The 25,952-nt window shown below is 47.8% G+C and carries 27 protein-coding genes and 1 tRNA gene; 23 read left to right on the plus strand and 5 right to left on the minus strand.

All coding sequences use genetic code 11. From position 1 onward, the window contains the following. The first annotated feature begins 180 nt into the window (after positions 1-180). On the plus strand, positions 181-1,647 hold the full coding sequence (locus tag KNQ06_RS03070) for a UDP-N-acetylmuramoyl-L-alanyl-D-glutamate--2,6-diaminopimelate ligase (RefSeq protein ID WP_149427700.1): 1,467 nt from the start codon (positions 181-183) through the stop codon (positions 1,645-1,647). Positions 1,648-1,670: 23 nt separating this feature from the next. Here the strand turns inward: KNQ06_RS03070 and rnhC are convergent, their stop codons facing one another. After that, positions 1,671-2,591: a ribonuclease HIII gene (rnhC, locus tag KNQ06_RS03075; RefSeq protein ID WP_149427699.1), complete on the minus strand. Its 921-nt coding sequence runs from the start codon at positions 2,589-2,591 to the stop codon at positions 1,671-1,673. Between the two features lie 120 nt (positions 2,592-2,711). On the opposite strand from rnhC, the gene zapA reads away from it, so the two are divergent. The 11 genes from zapA to trxA all read left to right on the plus strand — a co-directional run bounded on the left by zapA (position 2,712) and on the right by trxA (position 13,951). Further along, complete coding sequence (gene zapA / locus KNQ06_RS03080) at positions 2,712-2,948, plus strand: cell division protein ZapA (protein ID WP_029342308.1); 237 nt, start codon at positions 2,712-2,714, stop codon at positions 2,946-2,948. A gap of 3 nt (positions 2,949-2,951) precedes the next feature. Then, complete coding sequence (locus KNQ06_RS03085) at positions 2,952-3,500, plus strand: CvpA family protein (RefSeq protein WP_050677637.1); 549 nt, start codon at positions 2,952-2,954, stop codon at positions 3,498-3,500. A 46-nt stretch (positions 3,501-3,546) separates the two neighbouring features. Beyond that, positions 3,547-5,262: a DNA polymerase/3'-5' exonuclease PolX gene (gene polX / locus KNQ06_RS03090; protein WP_214771085.1), complete on the plus strand. Its 1,716-nt coding sequence runs from the start codon at positions 3,547-3,549 to the stop codon at positions 5,260-5,262. Continuing rightward, a complete protein-coding gene (locus KNQ06_RS03095; RefSeq protein WP_214771082.1) occupies positions 5,263-7,629 on the plus strand; it encodes an endonuclease MutS2 in 2,367 nt (788 codons plus the stop codon). It begins immediately after the preceding gene. Between the two features lie 10 nt (positions 7,630-7,639). Next, positions 7,640-8,047: a DUF350 domain-containing protein gene (locus tag KNQ06_RS03100; protein ID WP_023469001.1), complete on the plus strand. Its 408-nt coding sequence runs from the start codon at positions 7,640-7,642 to the stop codon at positions 8,045-8,047. Positions 8,048-8,232: 185 nt separating this feature from the next. Beyond that, entirely contained in the window at positions 8,233-9,129 is an 897-nt protein-coding gene (locus KNQ06_RS03105) for a YitT family protein (protein WP_050677634.1), read from the plus strand. A 198-nt stretch (positions 9,130-9,327) separates the two neighbouring features. Next, positions 9,328-11,001 (plus strand): AMP-binding protein, encoded by a 1,674-nt coding sequence (locus tag KNQ06_RS03110; protein WP_050677633.1) that lies wholly within the window; start codon positions 9,328-9,330, stop codon positions 10,999-11,001. A 71-nt stretch (positions 11,002-11,072) separates the two neighbouring features. Then, positions 11,073-11,651 carry a fatty acid metabolism transcriptional regulator FadR gene (locus KNQ06_RS03115; protein ID WP_215147312.1) on the plus strand — a complete coding sequence of 193 codons (579 nt, stop codon included), beginning with the start codon at positions 11,073-11,075 and terminating at the stop codon, positions 11,649-11,651. A gap of 74 nt (positions 11,652-11,725) precedes the next feature. Continuing rightward, entirely contained in the window at positions 11,726-12,499 is a 774-nt protein-coding gene (locus KNQ06_RS03120) for an electron transfer flavoprotein subunit beta/FixA family protein (protein ID WP_050677631.1), read from the plus strand. Between the two features lie 13 nt (positions 12,500-12,512). Further along, positions 12,513-13,478, plus strand: a complete 966-nt coding sequence (locus KNQ06_RS03125; protein WP_215147314.1) for an electron transfer flavoprotein subunit alpha/FixB family protein — start codon at positions 12,513-12,515, stop codon at positions 13,476-13,478. A gap of 161 nt (positions 13,479-13,639) precedes the next feature. Next, positions 13,640-13,951, plus strand: coding sequence for a thioredoxin (gene trxA / locus KNQ06_RS03130; protein ID WP_023468994.1), 312 nt, complete (start codon positions 13,640-13,642; stop codon positions 13,949-13,951). A 61-nt stretch (positions 13,952-14,012) separates the two neighbouring features. Here the strand turns inward: trxA and KNQ06_RS03135 are convergent, their stop codons facing one another. Then, a complete protein-coding gene (locus KNQ06_RS03135; protein ID WP_050677629.1) occupies positions 14,013-14,390 on the minus strand; it encodes a VOC family protein in 378 nt (125 codons plus the stop codon). A 14-nt stretch (positions 14,391-14,404) separates the two neighbouring features. Then, positions 14,405-15,727, minus strand: a complete 1,323-nt coding sequence (locus KNQ06_RS03140; protein WP_215147316.1) for a dihydrolipoyl dehydrogenase family protein — start codon at positions 15,725-15,727, stop codon at positions 14,405-14,407. Between the two features lie 82 nt (positions 15,728-15,809). Here KNQ06_RS03140 and uvrC point away from each other — a divergent pair, with 82 nt between their 5' ends. Further along, positions 15,810-17,594: an excinuclease ABC subunit UvrC gene (gene uvrC / locus KNQ06_RS03145; RefSeq protein WP_047393598.1), complete on the plus strand. Its 1,785-nt coding sequence runs from the start codon at positions 15,810-15,812 to the stop codon at positions 17,592-17,594. 41 nt (positions 17,595-17,635) lie between these two features. Here the strand turns inward: uvrC and KNQ06_RS03150 are convergent, their stop codons facing one another. Further along, positions 17,636-18,250 carry a PH domain-containing protein gene (locus tag KNQ06_RS03150; protein WP_023468990.1) on the minus strand — a complete coding sequence of 205 codons (615 nt, stop codon included), beginning with the start codon at positions 18,248-18,250 and terminating at the stop codon, positions 17,636-17,638. A 117-nt stretch (positions 18,251-18,367) separates the two neighbouring features. Further along, the gene (locus KNQ06_RS03155) at positions 18,368-18,787 is read right to left on the minus strand and encodes a DUF2507 domain-containing protein (RefSeq protein ID WP_214723770.1); all 420 of its coding nucleotides are present in this window, start codon (positions 18,785-18,787) and stop codon (positions 18,368-18,370) included. Positions 18,788-19,000: 213 nt separating this feature from the next. Between KNQ06_RS03155 and KNQ06_RS03160 the strand changes: the two genes are divergently transcribed. The 10 genes from KNQ06_RS03160 (at position 19,001) to KNQ06_RS03205 (ending at position 25,949) form a co-directional block, all read left to right on the plus strand. Beyond that, positions 19,001-19,618 (plus strand): succinate dehydrogenase cytochrome b558 subunit, encoded by a 618-nt coding sequence (locus tag KNQ06_RS03160; protein ID WP_029342294.1) that lies wholly within the window; start codon positions 19,001-19,003, stop codon positions 19,616-19,618. Positions 19,619-19,637: 19 nt separating this feature from the next. Continuing rightward, on the plus strand, positions 19,638-21,401 hold the full coding sequence (gene sdhA, locus KNQ06_RS03165; RefSeq protein WP_023468987.1) for a succinate dehydrogenase flavoprotein subunit: 1,764 nt from the start codon (positions 19,638-19,640) through the stop codon (positions 21,399-21,401). Continuing rightward, positions 21,401-22,207: a succinate dehydrogenase iron-sulfur subunit gene (sdhB, locus tag KNQ06_RS03170; RefSeq protein ID WP_023468986.1), complete on the plus strand. Its 807-nt coding sequence runs from the start codon at positions 21,401-21,403 to the stop codon at positions 22,205-22,207. The genes sdhA and sdhB overlap by 1 nt, the downstream gene beginning before the upstream one ends. A 56-nt stretch (positions 22,208-22,263) precedes the next feature. After that, positions 22,264-22,719: an acyl-CoA thioesterase gene (locus KNQ06_RS03175; protein ID WP_215147318.1), complete on the plus strand. Its 456-nt coding sequence runs from the start codon at positions 22,264-22,266 to the stop codon at positions 22,717-22,719. A 65-nt stretch (positions 22,720-22,784) separates the two neighbouring features. Continuing rightward, positions 22,785-23,048, plus strand: a complete 264-nt coding sequence (locus tag KNQ06_RS03180; protein ID WP_012371023.1) for a phosphocarrier protein HPr — start codon at positions 22,785-22,787, stop codon at positions 23,046-23,048. 86 nt (positions 23,049-23,134) lie between these two features. Then, on the plus strand, positions 23,135-23,941 hold the full coding sequence (racE, locus tag KNQ06_RS03185; RefSeq protein WP_023468984.1) for a glutamate racemase: 807 nt from the start codon (positions 23,135-23,137) through the stop codon (positions 23,939-23,941). Further along, positions 23,942-24,697: a ribonuclease PH gene (gene rph / locus KNQ06_RS03190; protein ID WP_087681203.1), complete on the plus strand. Its 756-nt coding sequence runs from the start codon at positions 23,942-23,944 to the stop codon at positions 24,695-24,697. Then, entirely contained in the window at positions 24,694-25,287 is a 594-nt protein-coding gene (locus KNQ06_RS03195) for an XTP/dITP diphosphatase (protein ID WP_215147320.1), read from the plus strand. Before rph ends, KNQ06_RS03195 begins: the two co-directional genes overlap by 4 nt. A 5-nt stretch (positions 25,288-25,292) precedes the next feature. Next, on the plus strand, positions 25,293-25,802 hold the full coding sequence (locus KNQ06_RS03200; protein ID WP_050677624.1) for a metallophosphoesterase family protein: 510 nt from the start codon (positions 25,293-25,295) through the stop codon (positions 25,800-25,802). A 73-nt stretch (positions 25,803-25,875) separates the two neighbouring features. Then, positions 25,876-25,949 (plus strand) — tRNA-Arg (locus tag KNQ06_RS03205). Positions 25,950-25,952: the final 3 nt, after the last annotated feature.

Here is a 25,952-nt window from a genome sequence, read left to right on the forward strand (position 1 = left end):
CATTTCATGCATTGAAGAGAATAATTTTCTAGCATGATAAAAGATTAAGCAAGTCTTAAAGCGGGTATGTTCCGTAAAAGAGTATTTGATTTACTTGAAACAATGGATACGACTGTTTATGTGATCGGTTGACTAATTCATCTTGACATAGAGAAGAGACAAAGAAGGGAAGAGTACATCATGAATCGACTAGCGAAGCTCCTGACTGAACTATTACCATTCACTATAAAGGAAGCAATCAATCCACTCATCACGAATATCGCAACCGATTCGCGACAAATCAGACCTGGCGGATTATTCATCTGTATCAACGGCTACACGGTTGATGGTCACGATTATATCAATCAGGCAATCCAAAACGGTGCTGTGGCGATTTTAGCTGAACGATCGTTTCCGGATTGCCCGGTTCCCGTCATTACTGTGCCGGATACGAAACGACTTGCAGGTCAAGTCGCGAATCGCTTTTACAATCAACCGAGTCAAAAGATGCGTGTATACGGTGTAACCGGAACGAATGGAAAAACGACGACGACGAAATTGGCGTATGATCTCTTTCGAGCAACAGGTATAAAAGCCGGCATGATCAGCACGGTCGGTGCACGAATTGATGAGGAACTCATTGAGACGCCGAATACGACGCCTGAAGCCATCATCTTACATCGACTGTTGTATGAAATGGTTGAAAAAGGCGTGACTGATTGCATCATTGAAGTGTCTTCTCACGCATTAGCCGAAGGTCGAGTCGAGGGAGTGTCTTTCCACTCGGCAGCATTTACGAACCTGACGCATGATCATCTGGATTACCATCATTCAATGGAGGATTACGCCAAGACGAAAGCTTTGTTGTTTCAACAAGTTGCTACGTCAAATGGTCGGACCATCGTCTTGAATCGAGAAGATGGTTGGAGTCGCGTCATGCGAGAAGCTGCGCCTTTACAACCCGTCATCTGGTATACGACGCAACCACACCGGACGTCACAGATCGCGGTCGAGTGGTTGACGGACACCGTCAATGTGCGGATCGACGAGACGACGACGCGTGTGCCGACAGCTTTACTAGGTGAATTCAATGCAGCGAATTTAGCGGCGGCGATGGGATTGTTGCGGGCAGGCGATGCCAATCTCTATACCTTGATTCGTCATATTCCAGAACTGGAATTGCCGAAAGGACGACTCGAACGACTGGACTGGGCACCTTGTGAGATTTATATCGATTATGCCCATACACCGGATGGTCTAGAAAAATGTTTACAGGCACTCACTTCTTCCGGAGAGTCGCTATCGGTCGTTTTAAGTGCAGCTGGAGAGCGTGATCGAACGAAACGAGCGGAGATGGGGCGGATCGCAAGCAAATATTGTGAACACATCATCGCAACGGTCCATGATGCGAGGACAGAGAATCCGGATCGAATCATCGAAGAGCTAATCGTTGATATTCCACGTGAACATTTAGTAGGTTGTCATACGTCCCGTCATGAAGCGCTCGTACAAGCAGCGCATCTGGCGCACGAAGGGAAACGAATCGTCATTGTCGGGAAAGGTCATGATGAGGTAGAACGAATCGGTACAAAAACGATTCCTTTTAATGAAAAACATATACTTCTTGCGGAATTAGAACGACTGTCTGAAGGGGAGTCCGTCATTTAAAAAAACCGACCATTCCGTTAAGGTCATGGTCGGTTTCGTTTCGTGGCTAGTTGTTGTGCCTTTTTCGTATTCGCAAAATGGGCTTTCGTCCAGTCACGAAGTTTGTCAGCTCCATAACGTAAGATCAGTGAAGCGGCGACTTGATCCACTTTAGCACCAGCACCTTTCGGAATGACGACACCTGTTGTCTCGCTCAACTTGTCCATCTCCTTCAAAAAGATGGCGCGAGCGATGATGGATGAGGCAGCGACGGCGACATGGAGTTGTTCCGCCTTGGTCGAGAAGTAGACATTTTCTCGAACGGGATTGACGACACCAGACAAGTGTTTGTAGTAAACAGTCTTTTCAGCGAACTGATCAATCAAAATCGCTTCTGGTTTCGTCTCCAGTTGGTCAAGAAGTCGCTCGAGTACATCATTATGCATCAGGGCAGTCATCTTTCCTTGTGTCATCGTTCGTTGCATCTGATTGTATTCTGGATTGTGTAGGATACGATATGTGTACGGAATGACAGCATGGAGATCGCGAGCAATCCGACGAATCTCGGTATCGTTCAGATGTTTGGAGTCTCGAACACCGAGTTCGTGAAGAAGTGCAATCTGCTTTCGATCAACGAAGGAAGCGACGACGACGAGTGGACCGAAGAAATCGCCTTTTCCGACTTCGTCACTGCCAGCGACGGACCATTCCGAGAAACCATTTGGTAACGTTGAAACAAGTGGTTCCTTCGATTTAGTCGGTGTAGCCGTACCGAAGCGTGAAGCGATGGTTTCAGCTTCCGTTCCTTGAAACATCACTTTTCCAGAATTGTAAATCGTGATGACACATCCAGGTACTTTAGCGGCGAAGCGGGCATACGGTGGACTCTTCGTCTGTCCTTGTTTAAACTCTTGTATGACGAGGTCTTGCTTTTCTTTAGATAAGCGTAAAACGGTAGTTCCCACGAGATAACCTCCCTTTCCGGGATTAAGCATACCATCCTTAAGACCGATGGGGGACTTCTTTTCCTAAAACGAAAATGATGGTACTATATGAAAGAAGCAAAGTATGAGGAGGACAGAAAAATGGCTGATTCAGAAGGGTTGAACCGGACGACGATTCATATCGCAGGCAATGATTATACGATTGTCGGAACGGAGTCGCCAGAACACGTACGCGAAGTGGGTCTCCTCGTCGATACGAAAATTCGAGAAATCCGAGAACAAGCACCACAACTCGACGTTCGTCAAATCGCCGTCCTAGCGGCGCTTAATATTGGTAGTGATTACGTAAAAATAAAAAAGAATTTGGGTGAACTATAAACTATGATTTCTTTCGTTATCTTATTACTTCTCGCCTTAGGCGTCATGACGGGTGTCCGACGGGGAGTCGTATTGCAGGCCGGGCATTTGCTCAGCCTGATCATTTCCTTCATCGTCGCCTTGTCGTTTTATGAAGAATTGGCGACGAAATTCCGTTTGTGGGTACCGTATCCGTCGACACTAGATGATGCGGGAATCGACTTGACGATGTTCGCAATTCCAAGTTCAGCACGACTCGATGAGGTGTTCTACAAAGCCTTTTGGTTCGTCGTCCTGTTCTTCGGTACAAAAATCATCTTAGCAATCTTGTTGTCGATGTTTGATTCGTTGACGAACATTCCGATTTTAAAACAAGTCAAAGGATTATTAGGTGGCGTCTTCGGCTTTATCGAGATGTACATCTTCATTTTCTTACTCTTGTTCCTCGCAGCATTCGTTCCGATTCAGTCGATACAGGATGCGATCGCAGACTCGAGTTTGGCAAGCTTCATCATCCAACATACACCGCTCCTTGCGAATTGGCTGATGGACAAAGTTGGATTGATAAAATAAACATGCTCCCGTTAAATGGGAGCTTTTTTTGAGGGGAGAATTGCACATGCGTACGATTCAAGATGCAATGCGTCACTTAGAACGAATCTCAGTCTATCTAGAGGTTAAAGGGGAAAATCCGTTTAAGATCAATGCTTTCCGAAAAGCAGCAAGTATCCTCGAGGCATCCGATGCTGACTTCATGGCAATCGACGATTTCACGGCGATGAAGGGGATTGGTAAAGGAACGGCTGCTGTTCTTGAGGAGTACCGGGAAACGGGAACGAGTACGGCACTGACGGAACTCGAACAAGAAGTACCGGAAGGACTGATTGCTTTACTGAAGATCCCAGGTCTTGGTGGGAAGAAACTTGCTAAATTGCATGAAGTCGGCGTCATTGATGCGGATTCCTTTGCAGAGAAATTAGCGGATGGTACAGTCGAAGCGATGCCTGGATTCGGTAAGAAGACGGTCGAAAAGTACGTCAAAGCGCTCGAAACGTTTGAAACACGACCAGAACGATTACCGTATGGTGTCATGCGGAAGGTCGTTGCGGAATTAAATCAGACCCTTGCGTCGTTCGATGAAATCATTCGCTTCGAAGTTGGTGGAAGCTTCCGCCGAGCAGAAGAGACGTGCAAGGATCTTGATTTCATCCTCTCGACGAACGAACCGGAACGGATCAAGGAGCAACTCTTGGAACTGTCGCTCATCGATGAAGTCATCGCTGCCGGCAGCACGAAAGTATCACTCGTCTTAAAACGAGACGTCCATTATATCGCGGTTGATTTCCGAATCGTCGATGACGCGGCGTACGCATCCACATTACATCACTTCACGGGTTCGAAGGATCACAATGTCCGGATGCGTCAGCTCGCCAAAGAACGGGGAGAGAGCATTTCTGAATATGGCGTTGAAACCGAGCAAGGATTAGTACAGCCGAAGACGGAAGAAGAATTGTTTGCGCGGTACGACTTACCGTTCATCGCACCTGAATTACGAGCAGGGCGTCAAGAGTTCGAGCAGGATTTGTCACACCTTTTAACGGAACAGGATATTCAAGCAGATGTGCACATGCATACGACATGGTCAGATGGAACATTATCTGTTGAAGAACTAGTCGATGCGTGTGCTGCACGAGGGTATACATGGATGGCGATCACCGACCATAGTAAGTATATGAAGTTCGTCAATGGATTGACGGAAGAGCGTCTACGTGCGCAACGGGTCGAAATCGAAGCAGCACGCAAGAAACATCCCGAGATGACGATTTTATGTGGCGTCGAGATGGATATCTTGCCTGATGGGTCGCTCGATTATGCAGATGATTTCTTAAAAGAGATGGATTACGTCATTGCCTCGATTCATTCGAAATTCGATCAGACGGAAGAAGAGATCATGCAACGGCTTGAGAATGCGTGTCGTAATCCTTACATTTCTCTGATTGCCCATCCGACAGGACGAATCATCGGTAGACGAGAGGGCTATGCCGTTAACGTCGATCGCTTGATCGAACTAGCAGCCGAGACAGGAACAGCGCTTGAGATGAATGCAAACCCTGCACGATTCGATTTGACGGCAAGTTCCCTAGCAAAAGCGAAGGCTGCTGGTGTGAAAATTTTGATCAATACGGATACACACCGACCAGAAATGTTAGAAGATATGAAACTTGGAGTCCTCCATGCACGTAAAGCCTATTTGGAGGCGTCTGATGTCATCAATACGTGGAGCGCTGAAGCAGCACTTGCCTTCTTCGGTCGAAAACGTTTAGGAGTGGATTAAATGAATGCCAACGCATTACGCGTCTTAGAATATGAGAAGTTAAAAGAAAACATGTTATCGTTCACAGCAAGCTCACTTGGAGCACAGTTCGTTCGAGCGATGCATCCAGCGGAAGAGTTCGAGCAGGTCAAGGAATTGTTAGCCGTCACGACGGAAGCAACGACGGTTTACCGATTGCGTGACCGTTACCCGTTCGGTGGATTGACAGATGTCCGCAGTGAAGTGAAACGGGCAGAAATTGGTTCGGTCCTCTCGACGAGTGAACTCTTATCCGTTGCAGACGTCGTCTATTCAGGACGTCAAGTGAAGGCGTTCCAAGAACGATTGCATGAAGATCATCCGGATCTACGATTACCACGACTCGACAGTCGAATCGAACAGATCACGAAGCTCGTTGAGATCGAACAGGGGATTCGCCATGCCATTGACGACCAAGGAACTGTTCAAGATTCGGCAAGTGATAAATTACGAGCGTTACGTAGTCAGTTGCGTTCGCTCGAAGGACAAGTTCGTTCAAAAATCGATAGTGTCTTACGTAGTAAAGCGAAGATGCTATCTGACGCAATCGTGACGATGCGAAATGATCGCTACTGTGTCCCGGTCAAACAAGAATATCGTCAAGCGTTCGGTGGGATCGTTCATGATCAGTCGGCGTCCGGTGCAACGTTGTTCATCGAACCACAAGCCGTCGTTTCTGCGAACAACGAGATCCAAGAAGCGCGTTTGAAAGAACGAGCTGAAATCGAACGAATCCTCGCACAATTATCAGCACTTGTCGGGAGTGTCGGCGACTCGCTGCGCATCAATCTCGATGTACTAGCAGAACTTGATTTCATCATGGCGAAAGCGTTGTACGGTCATCAGATTGGAGCGGTCGAACCACGCTTGAATGAAAATCGCCATATCATTCTGAAGGAAGCACGACATCCCTTCATTCCAAAAGAAGAGGTCGTACCGATCACTGTCTCGCTAGGTGGCGATTTTACATCTCTCGTCATCACAGGTCCGAACACCGGTGGTAAGACGGTTACCTTAAAGACGATTGGTCTTTTGCAATTGATGGTGCAATCAGGACTATACGTGCCGGCAGCAGATGAGACGGAGCTCAGTGTCTTCGATGCGATTTATGCCGATATCGGGGATGAACAGTCGATAGAACAAAACTTGTCGACGTTCAGCTCGCATATGACGAACATCGTCTCGATGATGGAGAAAATCGATTTCATGAGTTTGGTGCTGTTTGATGAATTGGGTGCGGGAACGGACCCGACAGAAGGGGCTGCCCTGGCGATTGCAATTCTTGATGAAGTGAAACGCCGCGGAGCACGTGTTGCAGCGACGACGCACTATTCGGAATTAAAAGCATACGGCTATAACCGAGAAGGAGTCGTCAACGCGTCGATGGAATTCGATGTCGAATCACTCAGCCCGACGTATCGCTTACTCATCGGTGTACCAGGACGCTCGAACGCGTTCGAGATTTCAAAACGTCTTGGACTCGAAGACCGGATCATCGACGCGGCACGTGGTCAAATCGGTAGCGACGCCCAATCCGTCGAAACGATGATCGAACGACTGGAAGAGGCGAAACAGCGTGCTGAAACGTTAGAGGCTCAGTTGCTAGAAGAGAAGAAACGACTCGTTGCAGAGCGTGAGCAATTCGAGCAAGAACAAGCAGAGATTCAGGAAGAGAAAAATGAGATTCTGGCAAAAGCGGAAGAAAAAGCAGCACGTGCAGTCGAACGTGCCCAAAAAGAGGCTGAAGGCGTCATTAAACGTTTGAAAGAATTGCGTGATGCTGGTGCCGTCAAAGAGCATGAACTGATCGAGGCACGTAAAAAACTTGAAGATGCGAAGCCGAGTCTGCAAGAGAAGCGGATTGCTAAAGTAAAAGCGAAATACGATCAAACGCCACGTTTTGATAAAGGCGAAGAAGTCAAAGTCACGACGTTCAATCAAAAAGGCTATATCATCAACCAACAGGCGAACGGCGAGTACACCGTTCAAGTCGGCATCATGAAGGTGAACGTCAAACCGGAAGATCTTGCGAAGATCGGCAGTACTCCAAAACGTCCTCAAACAAAAGGGCGTTCTGGTGGTACGAGTGTGACGAAACAATCGGCGCCTTCAGCTGAACTGGATTTACGTGGCGTCCGTGTTGAAGAAGGATTATCGAAGCTTGAACGCTTCATGGACCAAGCTTTGTTATCGAACTACGACCACATTCGTGTCATCCATGGTCTGGGTACGGGAGCGATGCGTCAAGGTGTCCAAGAATTCTTGAAAGGTCATCGTCACGTCAAAGGTCACCGCTTAGGTGGTCAAGGTGAAGGCGGACACGGTGTGACGATCATCGAACTGAAATGAGGAAAGCAAGATGAACATTTTTGAGAACGTCTATGTCTACACGACAGCGCTCTATTCGGTCGCGGGATTACTGATCATTTTAGGACTTGCACTTTTTGAGTTGACAACCCGGTATAAAAACTGGGAACATATCAAGAGTGGCAACATCGCCGTTGCGTTAGCAACAGGTGGAAAAATCATCGGACTCGCCAATATCGTTCATTTCGCTGTTCAAGGGGAAGAACGGGTCGGGTCGATATTTCTTGAAAGTGCTTTTGGCTTCTTACTGTTGATATCGACATACTGGATCTTTGAATTCCTGACACCGAATTTGCCGGTAGACCGTGAAATCGAGAACGGCAACATTGCTGTCGGTATCATTTCATGTGCCTTATCGATCGGCATGTCCTACGTCATCGGATCAGCGTTAGTGGGGTGAATCCGTGTTAGAACGTTTAGCGAAAATCATGTTCGGGGTTTCGATCGCCTTTTTGGTCGTCGGTATCCTTTGGATTGTATTTAATTAAAAGAACCGGTCTTACCGTGTGATCATTCCGTACTGACATCGTTTCAGTACGGAATTTTTATTGGAAGCCACGCCTAATCAAAAAAGGAGGAACGCATATGAACGTACGAAAAACATCAACAACGACAGAAACGAGACGCCGTGCTTTTGAGGCGATGCAATTGATTTCTTGGAAGGACATCTTCTGGGTCATCATCGGGTCGGCGATTCTCGCCTTTGGAATCAACTACTTTACGATTCCGAACGATTTATCTGAAGGTGGATTGATCGGGATCACGGTCATCTTCTACTACCTCTATGGCTGGGATACGGGACTTGTTTCCCTGATTGCGAACGCCTTGCTGTTCGTCGTCGGTTATCGATTCCTCAGCCGGAAGACGATGCTTTACTCCGTCATCTCGGTCGCCGTCACATCATTTGTCCTCTCCTCAACAGCAAGTCTTGCAACTTCATCAGATAGCCGTTTAATCGGTACGGTCTATGCGGGAATTCTGATTGGTGTTGGGATTGGTCTCGTCATTCGTGCTGGAGGAACGACGGGCGGGGGAGTCATCATCGCTCGACTGATGAATAAATACTTGAATCTCAGTATCGCGGTCTCGATGTTTATCATCGATGTCGCGGTCGTCGGTGCATCAGGGTTCCTATTCGGAGAAGAGACGATGCTATACACGTTGATTGCAATCATCATCGGCTCGTACTTGATTGATCTCGTCAGCGAAGGATTAAATGTCCGCGAAGCGGTCACGATCATCAGTCATCGCCAAGAGGAGATCGCGACGATCCTGACAGAGACACTCGGTCGTAGCGCGACGGTCATCCACAGTCACGGTCATTTCACGAAACAAAAGAATGATATGTTGTATATGATCGTCGATAAACGACAACTGGCACCGTTGAAACAGATCGTCGAAGCAGCGGATCCCCGCGCCTTCGTCGTCATTCATAAAGTGCGCGAAGTCATTGGTGAAGGATTTACGTATCCATCCCGGTGATGTCTATTAAAAAGCAGTGCTTCTTCTTTTTCGGAAACGAGAAAGGGTGGTGCTGCTTTTTTGTATGATGATTTCTAATTGAACGAATCGAAAAAAACAAGCAGATTTGATTTCTTTTTTTGGATTTTACTGGCATGTCGAATTCGATTCAACGTATAATAAAAATGAATAGTAATTCATTATCAGGGAGGGAAACGTATGGAATCCGTTTGGTTATCTGATTATCCCGAGCAAGTACCCGCATCGATTGATTATCGAGAATTACCTCTTTATCAGGCACTCGATGAGGCAGCGACTGATTTTCCAGAACAACGTGCCTTGAGTTTCTTAGGAAAACGTATGACGTTTCGTGAAGTACGTGACGAGGCCCGCGCACTTGGGAGCCTATTACAAGAGCACGGACTAAAAAAAGGGGATCGCGTCGGACTGATGTTACCGAACTGTCCCCAGTATATGATCAGTTATTATGCTGTTCTCTATGCAGGTGGTATCGTCGTCCAAGTGAACCCACTCTATACAGACCGTGAACTTGAACAGATTCTCGTCGATTCAGGAGCACATATGCTCGTGACGCTCGATCTACTCTATCCGAAAGCGTCTCGTGTCAAGGCGTCGACGACACTCAAGACCGTCGTGACGACAAGTATCGCGGATTACCTTCCCTTCCCTAAAAATAAACTCTATCCGATTAAAGCACGGAAAGATAACAACATCATCATTGATACGACAGGTTCGATCCCGTTTTTATCTTTGCGGGGGTATGAACCGATTACACCAGTCGCGATTCAACCGAAGGAGGACGTCGCGGTTCTCCAATATACGGGTGGAACGACAGGCGCTCCCAAAGGTGTCATGTTGACACACTTTAACTTGAGTGCAAACGTCGAACAGATCGACAACTGGTTCTATAAATATAATCGAGGAGATGGACGGAAGCTGTTAGCAGTCGTTCCTTATTTCCATGTCTATGGCATGACGTGTAACCTCAATTTCGGCATATTTAATGCCTATGAACAAATCATCGTTCCGAAATTCGATATCGAACAGGTACTCAAGACGATTCATAAGGAAAAACCGAATCTGTTCCCAGGTGCTCCGACGATGTATGTTGGTCTATTGAATCATCCGAAGCTGAAGAAGTATGATCTCTCTTCGATTGAAGCCTGTATTTCTGGTTCAGCTCCTCTACCAGTCGAAGTGCAGGAAAAATTCGAAGCGCTGACGGGTGGGCGGATCGTTGAAGGATACGGTCTGTCTGAAACGAGTCCGGTGACGCATACGAACTGTATCTGGGATCGTCGGATTCCTGGAACGGTCGGTATTCCGGTACCCGATACGCAAGCGAAAATCGTCCAAGCGGACGGAGAGACACCAGCTGCTCCAGGTGAGATTGGTGAGATTATCGTCACAGGTCCGCAAGTCATGAAAGGATACTGGAAACGACCAGAAGATACGCAAGCTGTTCTGCGAAACGGTTGGTTGCATACGGGAGACCTTGGATATATCGGTGAGGATCATTATTTCCGAATCGTCGATCGGAAAAAAGATTTGATCATTGCTTCTGGATTCAACATTTATCCACGTGAAGTCGAAGAAATCCTATATGAACACCCAGCCGTCAAAGAAGCGGTCGTCATCGGTGTTCCGGATGTCTACCGCGGAGAGACCGTCAAGGCGTTCATCGTCGTCAAGGATGAGATGACGGTCACGGAAGAAGAACTCGATCAATTCTGTCGTAAACAGTTAGCATCGTTCAAAGTGCCGAAGCAGTATGAATTCCGGCAAGAGTTACCGAAGACGTTCGTTGGTAAGATTCTCCGCCGTGTTCTCGTTGAAGAAGAACGTGCCAAACAACTCGAAGAAAGCAGTTGACAGGATAAAATGACATGATAGAATAAATATGAATGAACCATCATTCATTTTATGCGTTAGGAGATAGTGGAATGAAACGAACAATGTCAAAGAGTGACCGCATCATTGATGCCGCCGTAAAAGTCATCGCCAAGAACGGCTACCATGGAGCGAAAGTGACTGCCATCGCAAAGGAAGCCGGGGTTGCGGATGGAACGATCTATCTGTACTTCAAGAATAAAGAACATCTCTTGATTTCGCTATTCCAAGCGAAAATGGGAAGCTTCATCGAATATTCCGAAGGACAAATCGCGAGCCATACATCAGCGACGGAACAATTGGCAGCATTGATTGAGGCACACCTCGAGCAATTATCCGTCGACTATGATTTAGCGGTCGTCACGCAGATTGAGTTGCGTCAATCGAACCAAGCCATGCGTCAAAACATCGCTGCCGTCTTAAAGCCGTACTTGCATCTGATTGACCGGGTCGTTAAGCACGGGATGACGACAGGTGAGTTTTCAAACGATCTGGATTATCGATTAGCACGTCAGATGATTTTCGGAACGATCGATGAGGTCGTGACGAGCTGGATGGCAAGTGGATTCAAATATGAGTTGCTTGAGACACGCGACGGGATTCATCGGATGTTGATCAAAGGGCTGAGTTAAGCCCTTTTCATGACAACAACTATGTAAGCGGATACAAAGAATGATGGTGAATAGACGACAAGGGGGAGCATGAGATGGAAATCTATGTACTGTTGAAACGCACATTCGATACGGAAGAAGCAATCCAACTCGAGAATGGTCAAATCGATGAGGATGGCGCTGAGTTCATCATTAACCCATACGATGAGTATGCGGTAGAAGAAGCGATTCGTGTCCGTGATGCACAAGGGGGAACGGTAACGGTCGTGACGGTCGGACCGGAAGATGCGGACAAAGAATTACGAACAGCACTCGCAATGGGAGCGGATCAAGCAGTTCGTATCTCGATTGAAGATGATATCGAAGAGGCAGATCATTTCACGATTTCTGAAGTGCTCGCTGGTTATTTGAAGGAACAAACGGTTGATCTCGTCATCGCCGGAAACGTCGCAGTCGATGGCGGAAGTGGTCAAGTGGCGCCTCGCGTCGCAGAACTACTTGATATCCCTTACGTGACGACGATCACGAAACTAGAGCTCGACGGTACGAAAGCTGTCGTGACACGCGACGCTGAAGGGGATACGGAGACGATCGAAACAACACTTCCGTTACTCGTCACTGCGCAACAAGGATTGAACGAACCACGTTATCCAAGTCTTCCAGGGATCATGAAGGCGAAGAAAAAGCCGCTTGAAGAACTCGAACTCGATGATCTCGAACTTGATGAAGACGAACTCGCACCACGTCTAGAGACGATTGAGCGTTTCTTACCACCGAACAAAGCAGCTGGTAAGATCCTCGAAGGTGAACTGAACGAGCAAGTCGCGCAGCTCGCATCATTATTACGTAACGAAGCAAAAGTGGTCTAAGGGGGAGAAACGAATGACAAAAGCATTAGTACTCGCAGAATCACGGGATGGTAGTTTACGGAATGTGTCGTTTGAGGCAATCGCAGCAGCGCGACGTGTCGCAGATGAAGTCATCGCGGTCCTGATTGGACACGATGTCGCAAAGGATGCCGATGCTCTAGCATCACGCGGAGCGGACCAAGTCCTCGTCGTCGAGGATGAGCGTCTTTTACACTACACGCCAGACGGTTATGGACAAGTCTTCCTCGAGTTGATGAATCGAACGTCACCCGACGTGCTCGTCTTCGGTCATACGTCGCTCGGCAAGGATCTATCACCGAAGATCGCGGCAAAACTACAAGCCGGTTTGATCAGTGATGTGACGGCGATTGAAGGGGAAGGCGCAGATGCGTCATTCATTCGCCCGATCTACTCGGGGAAAGCATTTGAAAAAGTCAAAGTCGCAGAAGGCAAGACACTCTTTACAGTCCGTCCGAACAACATCGATCCGCTCGAAGCAGGTAGTTCACAAGGAATGGTCGAGTCGGTTACGGTTGAACTGAAGGATTTACGGACAATCGTCGCAGACATCGTACGCAAAGCAACAGGCGGCGTTGATTTGTCAGAGGCAAAAGTCATCGTCGCAGGTGGACGAGGCGTCAAGAGTTCGGACGGCTTCGCACCGTTACAAGAACTAGCAGATGTCCTCGGAGGAGCAGTGGGTGCTTCGCGTGGTGCTTGTGATGCGGATTACTGCGACTATGCGCTTCAAATCGGTCAGACAGGTAAAGTCGTTACACCGGACCTTTATATCGCGTGTGGGATCTCAGGTGCGATCCAACACTTAGCAGGGATGTCAAATGCCAAAGTGATTGTTGCAATCAACAAGGACCCGGAAGCGAACATCTTCTCTGTCGCGGACTATGGTATCGTCGGAGATTTGTTCGACGTCGTGCCATTATTGACAGCTGAATTCAAAAAAATGCTCGTTCACGGATAAGTTTGAAGGCCGGTACCATTATCATGGTGCCGGTTGTTTTTGCGGATTTTTCGCGTGAGCAGTTTCGTTTGTTGGAAGAGACTGCTATGATATACTCGAATCAATAAAGAGATCACCCATTTTTTTACCGGGTCGATCTACTCATTAGGAGGTTATGATCAATGGCAATCGTACACGCAACTAGCCAATCATTTAAAGAAGAAACACAAGAAGGACTCGTCCTTGTTGATTTTTGGGCAACATGGTGTGGACCATGTCGTATGCTCGCACCTGTTCTTGAAGAACTCGATGCTGACATGCAAGATGTAAAAATCGTCAAAGTCGACGTAGATGCAAACCCAGAAGTAGCTGGAGCATTCCAAGTTCAAAGTATCCCGACACTCGTTCTCTTCAAAGATGGACAACCTGTCAACAAAACAATGGGCTTCATGCCAAAAGACGCACTTAAAGAATTCGTTGAAACATCTAACTAATTCTTTCCTGCATATCAAAACAGACCGTTCTGCACAGGCAGAATGGTCTGTTTTTTTTAGATTACATTGGCGTACAAAGTTCAATCAGGTGACCATCGGGGTCGAGGACATAGGCGACGACTTGCCCCCATGGTTTTTGTGCAGGCGCGAGGACGGTCTCATATCCTGCCTCCACCACCTTCTGAAATAGAGTAGGGACGTCATCCGTGATGAAACCAATCTCTAACGTCTGTTGTGTTTTTCCACTCGGTATCGTGTAATCCGGAATCAACTGTTGCACGTCTTCACGCGTATTGAAGGCGAGTGTCGTCTGACCGGTCTCGAACTCGATGTAGCTCCCGTGCTCCGCCTTGACGGATAAGCCAAGAACGTCTCGATAGAATGTCAGCGTCTGCGCAGTGTCTTCAACGTATAAAATCGTATAGCCGTATTGAATCATTAAAAAGCCTCCTGTCAATCCTCGAATAACGAAGCGATGTCTGAAGCCGGTGTCGGGTAAGCGAATCCAGTCTGTTGCATCGAAGTACTTGGAATCCGGTGTTGCATCGCAAACGAGAAATAGTTTGCTAGTTCCGCTGCATTGACACCGATGAAGTGTGCGCCGAGTACTTGATCATCTTCCCCGACGAGCACTTTCGCCCGAGCAAAACTGTCTTTGATCCGTGCGTTCGTTTGCCAGGAGGACGTATCGATCAAGCGACCACGGTAAGGAATACCTGCTTTTTTCAAAGCAGCTTCCGTTTCACCGACGAGGGCGAGGTTCGGAGCAGTGAATACGACGCTAGGTACAGGGAGCAGCTCCAGTTTCCGGTTGTTCCCTTCGAGCATGTTATCGGCAGCGAGTCGTCCTTCGGTTCCAGCAAACGGCGTCAATGCGGGATTCCCGCTGACAGCGACATCTCCTGCGGCATAGATATGTTCGACGGAAGACTGAAGGTACGCATTGACATGGATTCCTTTTTCGTTATGCGCAACGCCGATGGCTTCGAGACCAAGCTGGTCGATACTTGCGACACGTCCAGTCGCATTCAAGACGACGTCGGTCTTCAATACGTCGCCGTTCGATAAATGAAGTGATTCCTCTTCGTAAGCGACGACCTCTGCTTCTTTGATGATGGAGATACCAAGTGCCCGTGTGGCTTCTAACAGCACATCGACCAATTCGCTCTCGAATTGTTTTAAGGGGTTAGAACGTAAGACGATCGTGACGTCTGCGCCAGCAATACGAGCGAGATGGGCGAACTCGAACGAGATATAACCACCGCCGATGCAGACGAGTCGTCGTGGAAGTTCTTTCAGTTCAAGAAACTCATTACTTGTTATGAAACGCTCACTACCGGGTACAGTTAATTCGCGAGGTCTTAGACCGGTTGCGATTAAAAACTGTTCCCCTTCGATTTCTTCTTCACCAATTCGAAGGCGATGTGAAGACACGAAATGCGGTTCTCCATGGAAATAGTCGATGTCCGTTTCCGCGTACCGCTTTCGTGTTTGCTCCGGGATGGCGCGTGTGTATTCATTCTTTCGCTCCATCAATTGGCGCCAATCAATCGAAATCAGACCCTTTACGCCGTATCCGAGCAATCGCTCGACAGCGTCTTTCGTCTCACTACCCGTCAGTAAGATTTTTTTGGCGTCACATCCACGTTGTGCGCATGTGCCACCTGGAGTGAAGTTCTCCACGATGGCAACACGTAGTCCTTTTTCAGCGAATTTATAAGCCGCTTGATTTCCAGCGGAACCTGTTCCGATCACAATGCAATCATATGTACGCATTTTTCATCCTCCGTATGTCATAATCAATGTATGGTATTTACCCGAACGAATAAAACTAAAAACGGTGAAAGGAGACATTTATTTGGGACATCAAGAACATATCAAAGCGAAACTATCCCTTTTGCCTGATGAGCCAGGATGTTATCTGCACAAAAATGAATTCGGCGAAGTCATCTATGTCGGAAAAGCAAAAAATCTAAAGAATCGTGTCCGTTCCTATTTCACGGGAGCACATGATATTAAGACGGAACGTCTCGTCGCGGAAGTCCGTGACTTCGAATACATCATCACAGCTAGTGAACTAGAAGCGTTGTTGCTTGAGATGACGCTTATTAAGAAACATGATCCGAAGTACAATATCATGTTGAAGGATGATAAGTCGTATCCGTACTTGAAAATTACGAATGAGACATATCCTCGCCTGATCACGACACGTAAGTTGAAAAAAGATGGTGGTCATTATTTTGGTCCTTATCCGAATGCGTATGCGGCAAACGAGACGAAACGTCTGCTAGATCGTTTATATCCGCTACGTAAATGCCAACCGATGCCGAAAAAACTTTGTCTGTACTACCATATCGGTCAGTGTCTCGGTCCATGCGAAATCCCGAATCTCGAGTCGGAACAAAAAGCGCTCGTTTCAGAAATCCGACGTTTCTTGTCGGGCGACACGAAAGAGCTTGTCGAAGACTTGAAACAGAAGATGGCGGACGCGGCCGAAACGATGGAATTCGAACGTGCCGGAGAATTGCGCGATCAAGTACGGGCGATCGAGTCGATCATGAACAAACAAAACATGATCACAGCGGATTTGACGTCACGCGACGTATTCGGAATCCATGTCGATAAAGGCTGGATGTGTGTCCAAGTCTTCTTCCTTCGCGGCGGAAAGATGATCGAACGTGATGTCTCGCTTTTCCCGATTTATGGTACACCGGCAGAAGAGCTCGAGAGTTTCATCGTCCAGTTCTACGAAAAGAATATCAAGCCAAGTGAAGTCTATGTACCGCCACTCGTCAATCAGCTGTTGCTCAAAGAGGCGCTATCGATTAAAATTCATGTTCCGGTCCGAGGATCAAAACGGAAATTACTTGATTTAGCGACGAAGAATGCTGAAAATGCGATCTCTGAACGCTTCGAGTTGTTAGCGAAAGACGAGAAACGGACCGTTCAAGCAGTCGAAGAACTCGCTGACGCGATCGACGTTCATCCATTGTCCCGGATTGAGATCATCGATAATGCGAACATTCAAGGAGCAGACGCCGTTTCGGCGCTCGTCGTCTTTGAAGACGGTAAACCGCTTAAGAAGGAATACCGGAAGTTCAAAATCCGGACGGTGCAAGGACCCGATGACTATGAATCGATGCGGGAAATCGTGCGCCGTCGGTATCGTCGGTTGTTACTTGAAGGAGCGCGCCTTCCAGATCTCGTCCTGATTGACGGAGGAGTCGGACAGTTGAATGCTGCTTTAGAAGTCATTCAAGATGAACTCGGTTTATCCCTGCCGGTCGGGTCATTAAAAAAGGATGACAAACACCGGACGAGTCAGTTGTTGTTCGGAGAAGGTGCACGGTTAATTGAACTAAGTCCGCGTTCAAGTGCGTTTTATCTACTTCAACGCATGCAAGATGAAGTCCACCGGTTTGCGATCACGTTCCACCGCTCGCTCCGTTCAAAAGGGATGACCCGTTCCTTGCTCGACGAGATACCAGGAGTCGGACCGAAACGACGCCAGCAGTTGATTCGTCATTTCGGATCGATGCGTAGCTTGCGACGCGCAACGATCGAACAGTTGGCGGAAGCAGGATTACCTGTCAAGTTAGCGGAAACCGTCGCTGAATATTTAAGTCAAGCAAATGAAGAATGAAAAAATGCCGTCCTCTTGAAGAGGGCGGCATTTTAAAATAATTAGTTGTTGATGTACTTCTCGTAGTATGAACCGAAGTCACGCTGGTTCCACTGATGGTAGTGACCTTGTAGCCACTCGAAGGATTGTTCAGACAACTCCTTGAATGTTTGCGGCACGTTCATATCACCTTGACGAAGTCCGCCGAGAATCGTGACCGAATGATTCAATGAGCTGTTTGCGAATTCGAGCATCTTTTGTCCTTCATACTGTTTTTCAGCGATCGCAAGAAGTGTTTTGTAAAGATCTTTCACATGTTCGAGTTGTTTCTTATCGACGTCGATCGAATAATGTTTGCCACCGATCTCGAATTTAATCTCGACATCAAGATCGACCGTTCCCGCCGTTTCGAACATGACGTGGCGAATCGGATAGTGTGCGTAAGGATAGCGATACAAGACGCGTTTCGAACTGACGGCACTTTCACCATCGAGGTGAATCAAAGCCAGATTCGTAAAGCAATACTCGTCAGATTTGGATTTGATCAAGAAATAGATTTTCTCGCCGTCTTCATGTAAGACATAATCGTCAGCGGCTGCCTTGTCGAAATCATCAGGATGAATGACTTGTCCGATATCACTGAATCCCGTTAAATCTGCTGCTAGTTTTTTGAACATGTGAAGTTCCTCCTCGCGATTTGTGTACGACTGATTTTACGAGCACTTGCTGCAAAAGGTTTCATGAATCTATTTCGATGTTGAAAATTAAGATTCCTGTCACGTTCTATGTAAATTTTACTTGAGCGGTTCGAGTGGATCTTTAGGGTCGATTTGGACCGTGATTTGAACGAGCTCTTTAGTTAACTCGGCATATCCTTCCGCGACACATCCGTTAAAACGAGAGAACTGTTCAGCGAGGAAACCGGCTTCGAGTTGGAAGTACCCTTGTGGTCGTTCATCTCTCGTCGTATCAGGAGGAGACAGCACCAATGAGATGGCAGTTCCTTTACGTTTCTTGATTTCGAGCGTTCCCCAACCTGCTTGTTCAAAAAATGAGGCTAATTCAGATTCATCTACGACAGGGAATTGACGCGCTAAACGTTTACCTGCCCAGTAGATGACTTGCCGATAATCCGATCCGAGAAGATCGGTCAGCACATAATCTCGGATCAATTCGATACCGAAAAGTGGTGTTTGATTTGGTGTAGCATCCATCATGATTCACTCCTATCTGTGAACCATTATACCGAGATGATTCTTGCCGGTCATTGTTTTCCTAAAAAAATTTGCAGTTAAATGCAACGGCTCGGGTTGTCTTCTAAAAAGGACAGGAGTAGAATAAGTGATGAAAAGACGAATTTCCTTATGAAAGCGCTTTTCTACCAAAATGCGCCAACGGTTGATTGGCAAACAAAAGGGGGGATTTGGATGGCGAATCATCGTGATTTCGTGAGTCGTAAGATACACTCACTGCTCGGCGTCATTCCAATCGGGTTATTTTTACTTTCGCACTTAACGACGAACTACTTCATCGTACGTGGTGAGGAAGACTTCAATAAGGCCGCGGAATTCGTGGGGAACGTTCCGTATCGATTGTTCTTAGAGATCTTTGTCATCTTCATTCCGATCATCTTGCATGGCGTCTACGGCGTGTATATCGCATTCACCGGTTCTGCGAACACAGGGCGTTATACATACTTCCGGAACTGGATGTATGTACTGCAACGGTTCAGCGGTGTATTCCTTGTCGTGTTCATCACGTGGCACGTTTGGGAAACACGTATTGCCGCTGCGATGGGAACACCAGTGGATGCAAGCATGATGCAGAACATCGTCGATAACGGATTCATGCTCGCGTTCTATATCGTCGGGATCTTGGCGACGACATTCCACCTTGCGAACGGACTTTGGACGTTCTGCATCACATGGGGAATCACGCAGTCACCAGCATCTCAACGGGCGATGTCTTACGTGGCAGCACTCGTATTCATCGGTTTATCGTTTGTAGGCGTACGCTCGATCTTAACGTTTGCAGGCGTGTTGTAAGGAAAGGGGAACTGACAACATGGCGAACAAGAATCTTGTCATCATCGGCGGAGGGCTTGCCGGTCTGATGGCTACGATAAAAGCAGCGGAGCAAGGCGTACCAGTTAAGTTATTCTCACTCGTACCCGTCAAACGCTCACACTCTGTTTGTGCACAAGGTGGCATCAACGGAGCGGTCAATACAAAAGGGGAAGGGGATTCACCATACCAGCATTTCGATGACACGGTATACGGTGGGGACTTCCTCGCAAATCAACCACCTGTTCAAAAAATGGCGGAAGCAGCGCCAAAGATCATTCATATGTTCGACCGGATGGGTGTTATGTTCAACCGGACACCGGAAGGCTTACTCGACTTCCGACGTTTCGGAGGAACGTTGCATCACCGGACGGCATACGCTGGAGCGACGACAGGCCAACAACTGTTGTACGCATTAGATGAACAGGTTCGTAAGTTCGAAGCGCAAGGCTTGGTAGAAAAATATGAAGGATGGGAATTCCTTCGTGCCATCATCGATGACAATGGCATCTGTCGTGGAGCGGTTTGTCAAAACCTCCGGACGATGGAAATCGAGGCATTTGCCGCGGACTCTGTCATCCTCGCGACGGGTGGTCCTGGGGTCATCTTCGGAAAATCGACGAACTCGGTCATCAACACAGGACAAGCAGCAGCAGCTGTCTATCGTCAAGGAGCAATCTACGCGAACGGTGAGTTCATTCAGATTCACCCGACAGCGATTCCTGGAGACGATAAATTACGTCTCATGAGTGAATCAGCACGAGGTGAAGGTGGTCGCGTCTGGACGTATAAAGACGGTAAACCTTGGTACTTCCTTGAAGAGAAATATCCGGCGTACGGAAACCTTGTTCCACGAGATATCGCGACACGCGAGATTTTTGACGTCTGTGTCAATCAAAAACTCGGCGTCAACGGGGAGAACATGGTCTATCTGGATCTATCACATAAAGACGCAAAAGAACTCGATGTCAAACTCGGTGGGATCCTTGAAATCTACGAGAAGTTCGTCGGTGATGATCCACGAAAAGTACCGATGAAGATTTTCCCGGCTGTTCACTATTCAATGGGTGGACTATGGGTCGACTACGATCAAATGACGAACATCCCTGGATTGTTCGCAGCTGGTGAATGTGATTATTCGATGCACGGCGGTAACCGTCTCGGAGCGAACTCGCTTCTCTCTGCGGTATACGGCGGAATGGTCGCTGGACCATCTGCAATCGCATATATGAACGAACTCGAGACATCGGTTCATGAGATGAGCGAGGACGTCGTCGAAGCGCATAAGATCGAAGAAATCAACCGTTTCAACGATATCCTATCAATGGAAGGTACGGAAAATGCGTATCAAATCCACCGTGAGCTTGGGGAGATCATGACGGATAACGTCACGGTCGTCCGGTATAACGATAAGCTCGAAGAAACGCTTACAAAAATCAAGGAACTCCGCGATCGCTTCACACGAATCTCGGCAACGGATACAGCACGTTGGAGTAACCAAGGGGCATCGTTCATTCGTCAGCTCGATCACATGCTCGACCTAGCCGAAGCAATCACGCTCGGTGCCTTAAAACGTGACGAGAGTCGCGGAGCGCACTACAAACCGGACTTCCCGGAACGTAATGATGAACAGTTCTTGAAGACGACGATGGCGCGTTATACGAATGGTCATCCAGAAATCTTCTATGAAGACGTCGACACGTCGTTGATTCCACCACGGAAACGCGACTACAGCAAGAAGTCGAAGAAAGAGGTGAAAGCATAATGGCGACACCACTCGAATCATCTACTACGCAAAAATCGGTTCAATTCATCGTTCAACGTCAAGATGGACCAGATGGTAAACCGTATGATGAAGCGTTTGAAATTCCGTACCGTCCGAACATGAACGTTATCTCTGCTTTAATGGAGATTCGTCGGAACCCCGTCAATGCAGCCGGTGAAAAAACGACACCAATCAACTGGGACATGGGGTGCCTAGAAGAAGTATGTGGCGCTTGTTCGATGGTTATCAACGGTACACCACGTCAGTCGTGTACGGCACTCGTCGATAAACTCGAACAGCCAATCCGCCTTCAACCGATGCAGACGTTCCCAATCGTTCGTGACCTTCAAGTCGACCGTCAACGCATGTTCGATGCGCTGAAGAAAGTCAAAGCATGGGTTCCAATCGATGGAACGTACGACTTAGGTCCAGGACCACGGATGCCAGAGAACAAACGTCAATGGGCATATGAGTTATCGAAATGTATGACGTGTGGTGTGTGTCTCGAGGCATGTCCGAACGTCAACGATCGTTCAACATTCATCGGACCAGCATCGATTTCACAAGTTCGTCTATTCAACTCGCATCCGACAGGTGCCTTCCACAAGGAAGAACGCCTTGAAGCGTTAATGGAAGATGGCGGGATCATGCAGTGCGGTAACGCTCAAAACTGTGTCGAGGTTTGTCCGAAAGGGATTCCGTTGACGACTTCGATCGCAGCGATGAACCGTCAGACGACACTTCATTCATTCAAGAAGTTCTTCGGTAGTGACGAAGGACGGACAGGTGAAGCAGTTAGTTCATGATTTATCAAAGAAGGAGCTTGCTCCTTCTTTTTTCATTCAGATAGGAGGAACTCATTGTGCGCGTACCAGCTTATATTCCAGAACTTGAATCATGGCTTGAACAGATGAAACATGGCACACGACTCGACGTCGCCGTTCGTTTTGCGGAGACGGATGCCTATGGTCATATGAATAACCGGGTACCGTTCGTCTATTTTGAGGACGTTCGGACATTGATGTTAGAGGAAACAGGATATTCGCTGGCAGATGACGGCATCATCGTCGTCGCCGATGCTCAGTGTAACTATATTCGCCAAGTCTACCCACGGGCACGTCTCGCTGTCTATGCGTACCCGGTACATGTCGGTAGTGCATCGTGTGACGTCCATTATGGAGCGTTTGATGAGCAAGGTGAACTGATGTTCACAGGACGGACATCGATGGTACAAATCGACCGTGCCGGGAAAGCATTCCCGTGGAGTGAAGCATATAAAAATTCCTTGCAGAATCGATTCGAATCCGTTATCATTTGATAATGAGTTCACATATTCGAAAACGACTCACTAGTACGTTATTAGTGAAGGGAGATTTCTTAATCATGGAAAAAACATTCAAAGTCATCGCGGATTCAGGCATTCACGCTCGTCCGGCTACTCAGCTCGTCAACACAGCTTCTAAATTCCAATCAGACATCAACTTGGAATACAACGGAAAGACTGTCAACTTGAAGTCAATCATGGGTGTTCTTTCACTCGGAATCGCGAAAGATTCAGATATCAAAATCGTTGCAAACGGTGACGATGCTTCTGAAGCAATCACGACTCTTTCAGATATGCTGACTAGCGAAGGTCTTGCTCAGTAATCCTGTAATCGTACATTCTCGGACGCCGGTCTTGCACCGTCGTCCTTTTTTGTTACCATAGGAAAGATAGAAAGAGGTGGAGAAGAGTGAATCGAGCGATTGGAGTACTAGATTCCGGAGTCGGTGGGTTGACGGTCGCACGTGAGTTGATGCGACAGTTGCCCCACGAACGAATCATCTATGTCGGAGATACATTACGATGCCCGTATGGTCCTCGCCCAGAAGAAGAGATTCGTGAGTTTACGTGGGAGATGATTGATTATCTCGTGCAACAAGATGTGAAATTGATCGTGATCGCCTGTAACACAGCCACGGCTGTCGTCTTAAAAGAAGCGCGAGAACGTTTAAATATACCTGTCATCGGTGTCATTGATCCTGGAGCCCGTGCGGCAGTCAAGGTGACGCGTACGAAACGAATCGGTGTCATTGGAACGAAGATGACGATTACAAGTAATTCCTACGAGAAGGCGTTACGCCACGTCGAAGGGCAAGTCGTCGTCGAATCGTTAGCGTGCCCGCCATTCGTTCCGCTCGTCGAGTCGATGCAGACAGATGGTGCGTACGTCGAACGTGTCGTTGCCAATACATTACGACCATTGATGAATTACGATATGGATACATTGATCCTCGGGTGCACCCATTATCCGCTCCTAGCAGATGTGATTGGACGGGTCATCGGACCAGGCGTCCAGCTAATCTCTTCAGGAGACGAGACAGCGCTCGAGGTAGCAGCACTACTTGATTACAATACGATTTCAGCAGATGTGACACAAATTCCGGAACATCGTTATTACGCGACAGGCGATATCCGCTCATTTGATCAGATTGCGACGGATTGGCTCGATCAGACCATCCATGCGGAGCGCATCGTGCTTGGAACGGAGGAAGATTAAATGCGGATAGACCAACGAACGGCGGACCATCTCCGTCCTATTCAATTATCGATTGATGTCAATAAACACGCAGAAGGTTCTGTCTTGATTGAACTGGGCGATACGAAAGTCCTCTGTACAGCGACCGTCGAGGAGAAGGTGCCACCGTTCCTTCGCGGTAAACGCCAGGGCTGGATCAATGCGGAATATTCGATGTTACCACGTGCAACGGCTCAGCGGACCGCACGAGAAGCCGTCCGCGGCAAGCAGACGGGACGGACGATGGAAATCCAACGTCTGATCAGCCGCTCGCTTCGGGCAGTCGTCGATTTAGAGAAGCTCGGGGAACGAACAATCTGGATCGACTGTGATGTCATTCAAGCAGATGGCGGGACACGAACGGCATCAATCACTGGTGGTTTTTTGGCACTCGTCCGAGCAGTCGATCAATTGATCCAAGCCGGGAAACTGACAGATACACCGATCAAAGAGGGCATCGCAGCCATCTCGGTTGGAATCGTCGAGTCGAATGTCTTGCTCGATCTATGCTATGAAGAGGACGCTGCGGCGGAAGTCGACTTCAATCTCGTCATGACCTCATCGGGTAAAATCGTCGAGATGCAAGCAACAGGAGAAGAGTCGACATTTTCCCGTCAAGAGATGCTCGATATGCTCGAACTTGGGGAAAAAGGAATTAAGGAACTGATTGATGCTGGTCGAGATGCACTCGGTGTCTCTTGGTGGTATGTAGGAGAAGAAGTGGGGGAACATAGATGAAGGTCATCGTCGCAACACACAATGCAGGTAAAGTGAAGGAACTTGAAAGCATGCTGGGTCGTCTCGGTTATTCAGTCGAGTCGTTACTCGATCACGCTGATGCTCCGGAAACGGATGAAACAGGTGAGACATTCGAGGAGAATGCACTCTTAAAAGCGACAGAGGCAGCAGCCTACTTTGGTCACGCGGTACTTGCTGATGATTCAGGTCTTGAAGTCGATGCTTTAGATGGCGCTCCCGGCGTCTACTCGGCACGCTTCGCGGGTCTTGAAAAGTCGGATGCGGCGAACAATGCTCTACTACTTGAAAAGTTAAAAGGTGTTCCGGAGGAAGAGCGGACGGCACGCTTCGTTTGTGTCCTCGCGCTAGCGAAACCAACGGGTGAGACATTGACGGTTCGTGGGACGATGGAAGGGCGAATCGGTTTTGAAGCGTCGGGTTCGAACGGTTTCGGTTATGATCCATTGTTCGTCACGGCAAGCGGACAGACGGCTGCTGAGTTGACGAAAGAAGAAAAAGCGATGATTAGTCATCGTGGCAATGCATTGCGCAAGCTCGAACAGGACTTAACTACTTTCTTAGGAGTGTGATGAAGATGAGAGCGTTGATCGTTAGTGATAGCCATGGACTAGAACAAGAACTGCTTACGATATTCGAACGTCACCAAGACGTGGATTTGGCATTTCATTGTGGGGACTCCCAATTGACGCGCGACATCGAATCATTATATCCATATCGTGTTGTGCGAGGGAATTGCGATTACGGACACGATTTTCCGGAAGAAGTCATGTCGGAAATAGATGGTCGTACCATCCTTTGTGTCCACGGACATCGTCAGGACGTCAAATACAGTCTAGATGTCTTACAGCATCATGCGAAGGAAAAGCAGGCGGATATCGTCTTATATGGTCATTCCCATGTTGCGAAGGCTGAATATCGGGACGGCGTGTTATTCATCAATCCAGGTTCAATCCGGATGCCACGTCATCGACCAGACAAGACGTATGCGATTCTTGAAGTGGATCAAAACCGTTATTCTGTCGATTTTCTCGATGTGAATGGCGATCGAGTGAATGCCCTGCATCTGGACGGAACATTTTTGTAATAAAATAAATGCAATGTTTGTAATGTGATTGACACGAAAGAATTGTTCTAGTATAGTTTATTCGTGTTGACACGTCCCAATAGCTCAGCAGGATAGAGCAACGGCCTTCTAAGCCGTCGGTCGGGGGTTCGAATCCCTCTTGGGACGCTA

The organism is Exiguobacterium sp. s91 (genome assembly GCF_018618915.1).
In the GTDB taxonomy this organism is placed as follows: domain Bacteria; phylum Bacillota; class Bacilli; order Exiguobacteriales; family Exiguobacteriaceae; genus Exiguobacterium_A; species Exiguobacterium_A abrahamii.

What these genes read in the sequence shown, in the direction of transcription:
- KNQ06_RS03070 (WP_149427700.1), top strand. Translation starts at nt 181, where the DNA reads ATGAATCGACTAGCGAAGCTCCTGACTGAACTATTACCATTCACTATA.
- zapA (WP_029342308.1), top strand. Translation starts at nt 2,712, where the DNA reads ATGGCTGATTCAGAAGGGTTGAACCGGACGACGATTCATATCGCAGGC.
- KNQ06_RS03085 (WP_050677637.1), top strand. Translation starts at nt 2,952, where the DNA reads ATGATTTCTTTCGTTATCTTATTACTTCTCGCCTTAGGCGTCATGACG.
- polX (WP_214771085.1), top strand. Translation starts at nt 3,547, where the DNA reads ATGCGTACGATTCAAGATGCAATGCGTCACTTAGAACGAATCTCAGTC.
- KNQ06_RS03095 (WP_214771082.1), top strand. Translation starts at nt 5,263, where the DNA reads ATGAATGCCAACGCATTACGCGTCTTAGAATATGAGAAGTTAAAAGAA.
- KNQ06_RS03100 (WP_023469001.1), top strand. Translation starts at nt 7,640, where the DNA reads ATGAACATTTTTGAGAACGTCTATGTCTACACGACAGCGCTCTATTCG.
- KNQ06_RS03105 (WP_050677634.1), top strand. Translation starts at nt 8,233, where the DNA reads ATGAACGTACGAAAAACATCAACAACGACAGAAACGAGACGCCGTGCT.
- KNQ06_RS03110 (WP_050677633.1), top strand. Translation starts at nt 9,328, where the DNA reads ATGGAATCCGTTTGGTTATCTGATTATCCCGAGCAAGTACCCGCATCG.
- KNQ06_RS03115 (WP_215147312.1), top strand. Translation starts at nt 11,073, where the DNA reads ATGAAACGAACAATGTCAAAGAGTGACCGCATCATTGATGCCGCCGTA.
- KNQ06_RS03120 (WP_050677631.1), top strand. Translation starts at nt 11,726, where the DNA reads ATGGAAATCTATGTACTGTTGAAACGCACATTCGATACGGAAGAAGCA.
- KNQ06_RS03125 (WP_215147314.1), top strand. Translation starts at nt 12,513, where the DNA reads ATGACAAAAGCATTAGTACTCGCAGAATCACGGGATGGTAGTTTACGG.
- trxA (WP_023468994.1), top strand. Translation starts at nt 13,640, where the DNA reads ATGGCAATCGTACACGCAACTAGCCAATCATTTAAAGAAGAAACACAA.
- KNQ06_RS03135 (WP_050677629.1), bottom strand. Translation starts at nt 14,390, where the DNA reads ATGATTCAATACGGCTATACGATTTTATACGTTGAAGACACTGCGCAG.
- KNQ06_RS03140 (WP_215147316.1), bottom strand. Translation starts at nt 15,727, where the DNA reads ATGCGTACATATGATTGCATTGTGATCGGAACAGGTTCCGCTGGAAAT.
- KNQ06_RS03150 (WP_023468990.1), bottom strand. Translation starts at nt 18,250, where the DNA reads ATGTTCAAAAAACTAGCAGCAGATTTAACGGGATTCAGTGATATCGGA.
- KNQ06_RS03155 (WP_214723770.1), bottom strand. Translation starts at nt 18,787, where the DNA reads ATGGATGCTACACCAAATCAAACACCACTTTTCGGTATCGAATTGATC.
- KNQ06_RS03160 (WP_029342294.1), top strand. Translation starts at nt 19,001, where the DNA reads ATGGCGAATCATCGTGATTTCGTGAGTCGTAAGATACACTCACTGCTC.
- sdhA (WP_023468987.1), top strand. Translation starts at nt 19,638, where the DNA reads ATGGCGAACAAGAATCTTGTCATCATCGGCGGAGGGCTTGCCGGTCTG.
- sdhB (WP_023468986.1), top strand. Translation starts at nt 21,401, where the DNA reads ATGGCGACACCACTCGAATCATCTACTACGCAAAAATCGGTTCAATTC.
- KNQ06_RS03180 (WP_012371023.1), top strand. Translation starts at nt 22,785, where the DNA reads ATGGAAAAAACATTCAAAGTCATCGCGGATTCAGGCATTCACGCTCGT.
- rph (WP_087681203.1), top strand. Translation starts at nt 23,942, where the DNA reads ATGCGGATAGACCAACGAACGGCGGACCATCTCCGTCCTATTCAATTA.
- KNQ06_RS03195 (WP_215147320.1), top strand. Translation starts at nt 24,694, where the DNA reads ATGAAGGTCATCGTCGCAACACACAATGCAGGTAAAGTGAAGGAACTT.
- KNQ06_RS03200 (WP_050677624.1), top strand. Translation starts at nt 25,293, where the DNA reads ATGAGAGCGTTGATCGTTAGTGATAGCCATGGACTAGAACAAGAACTG.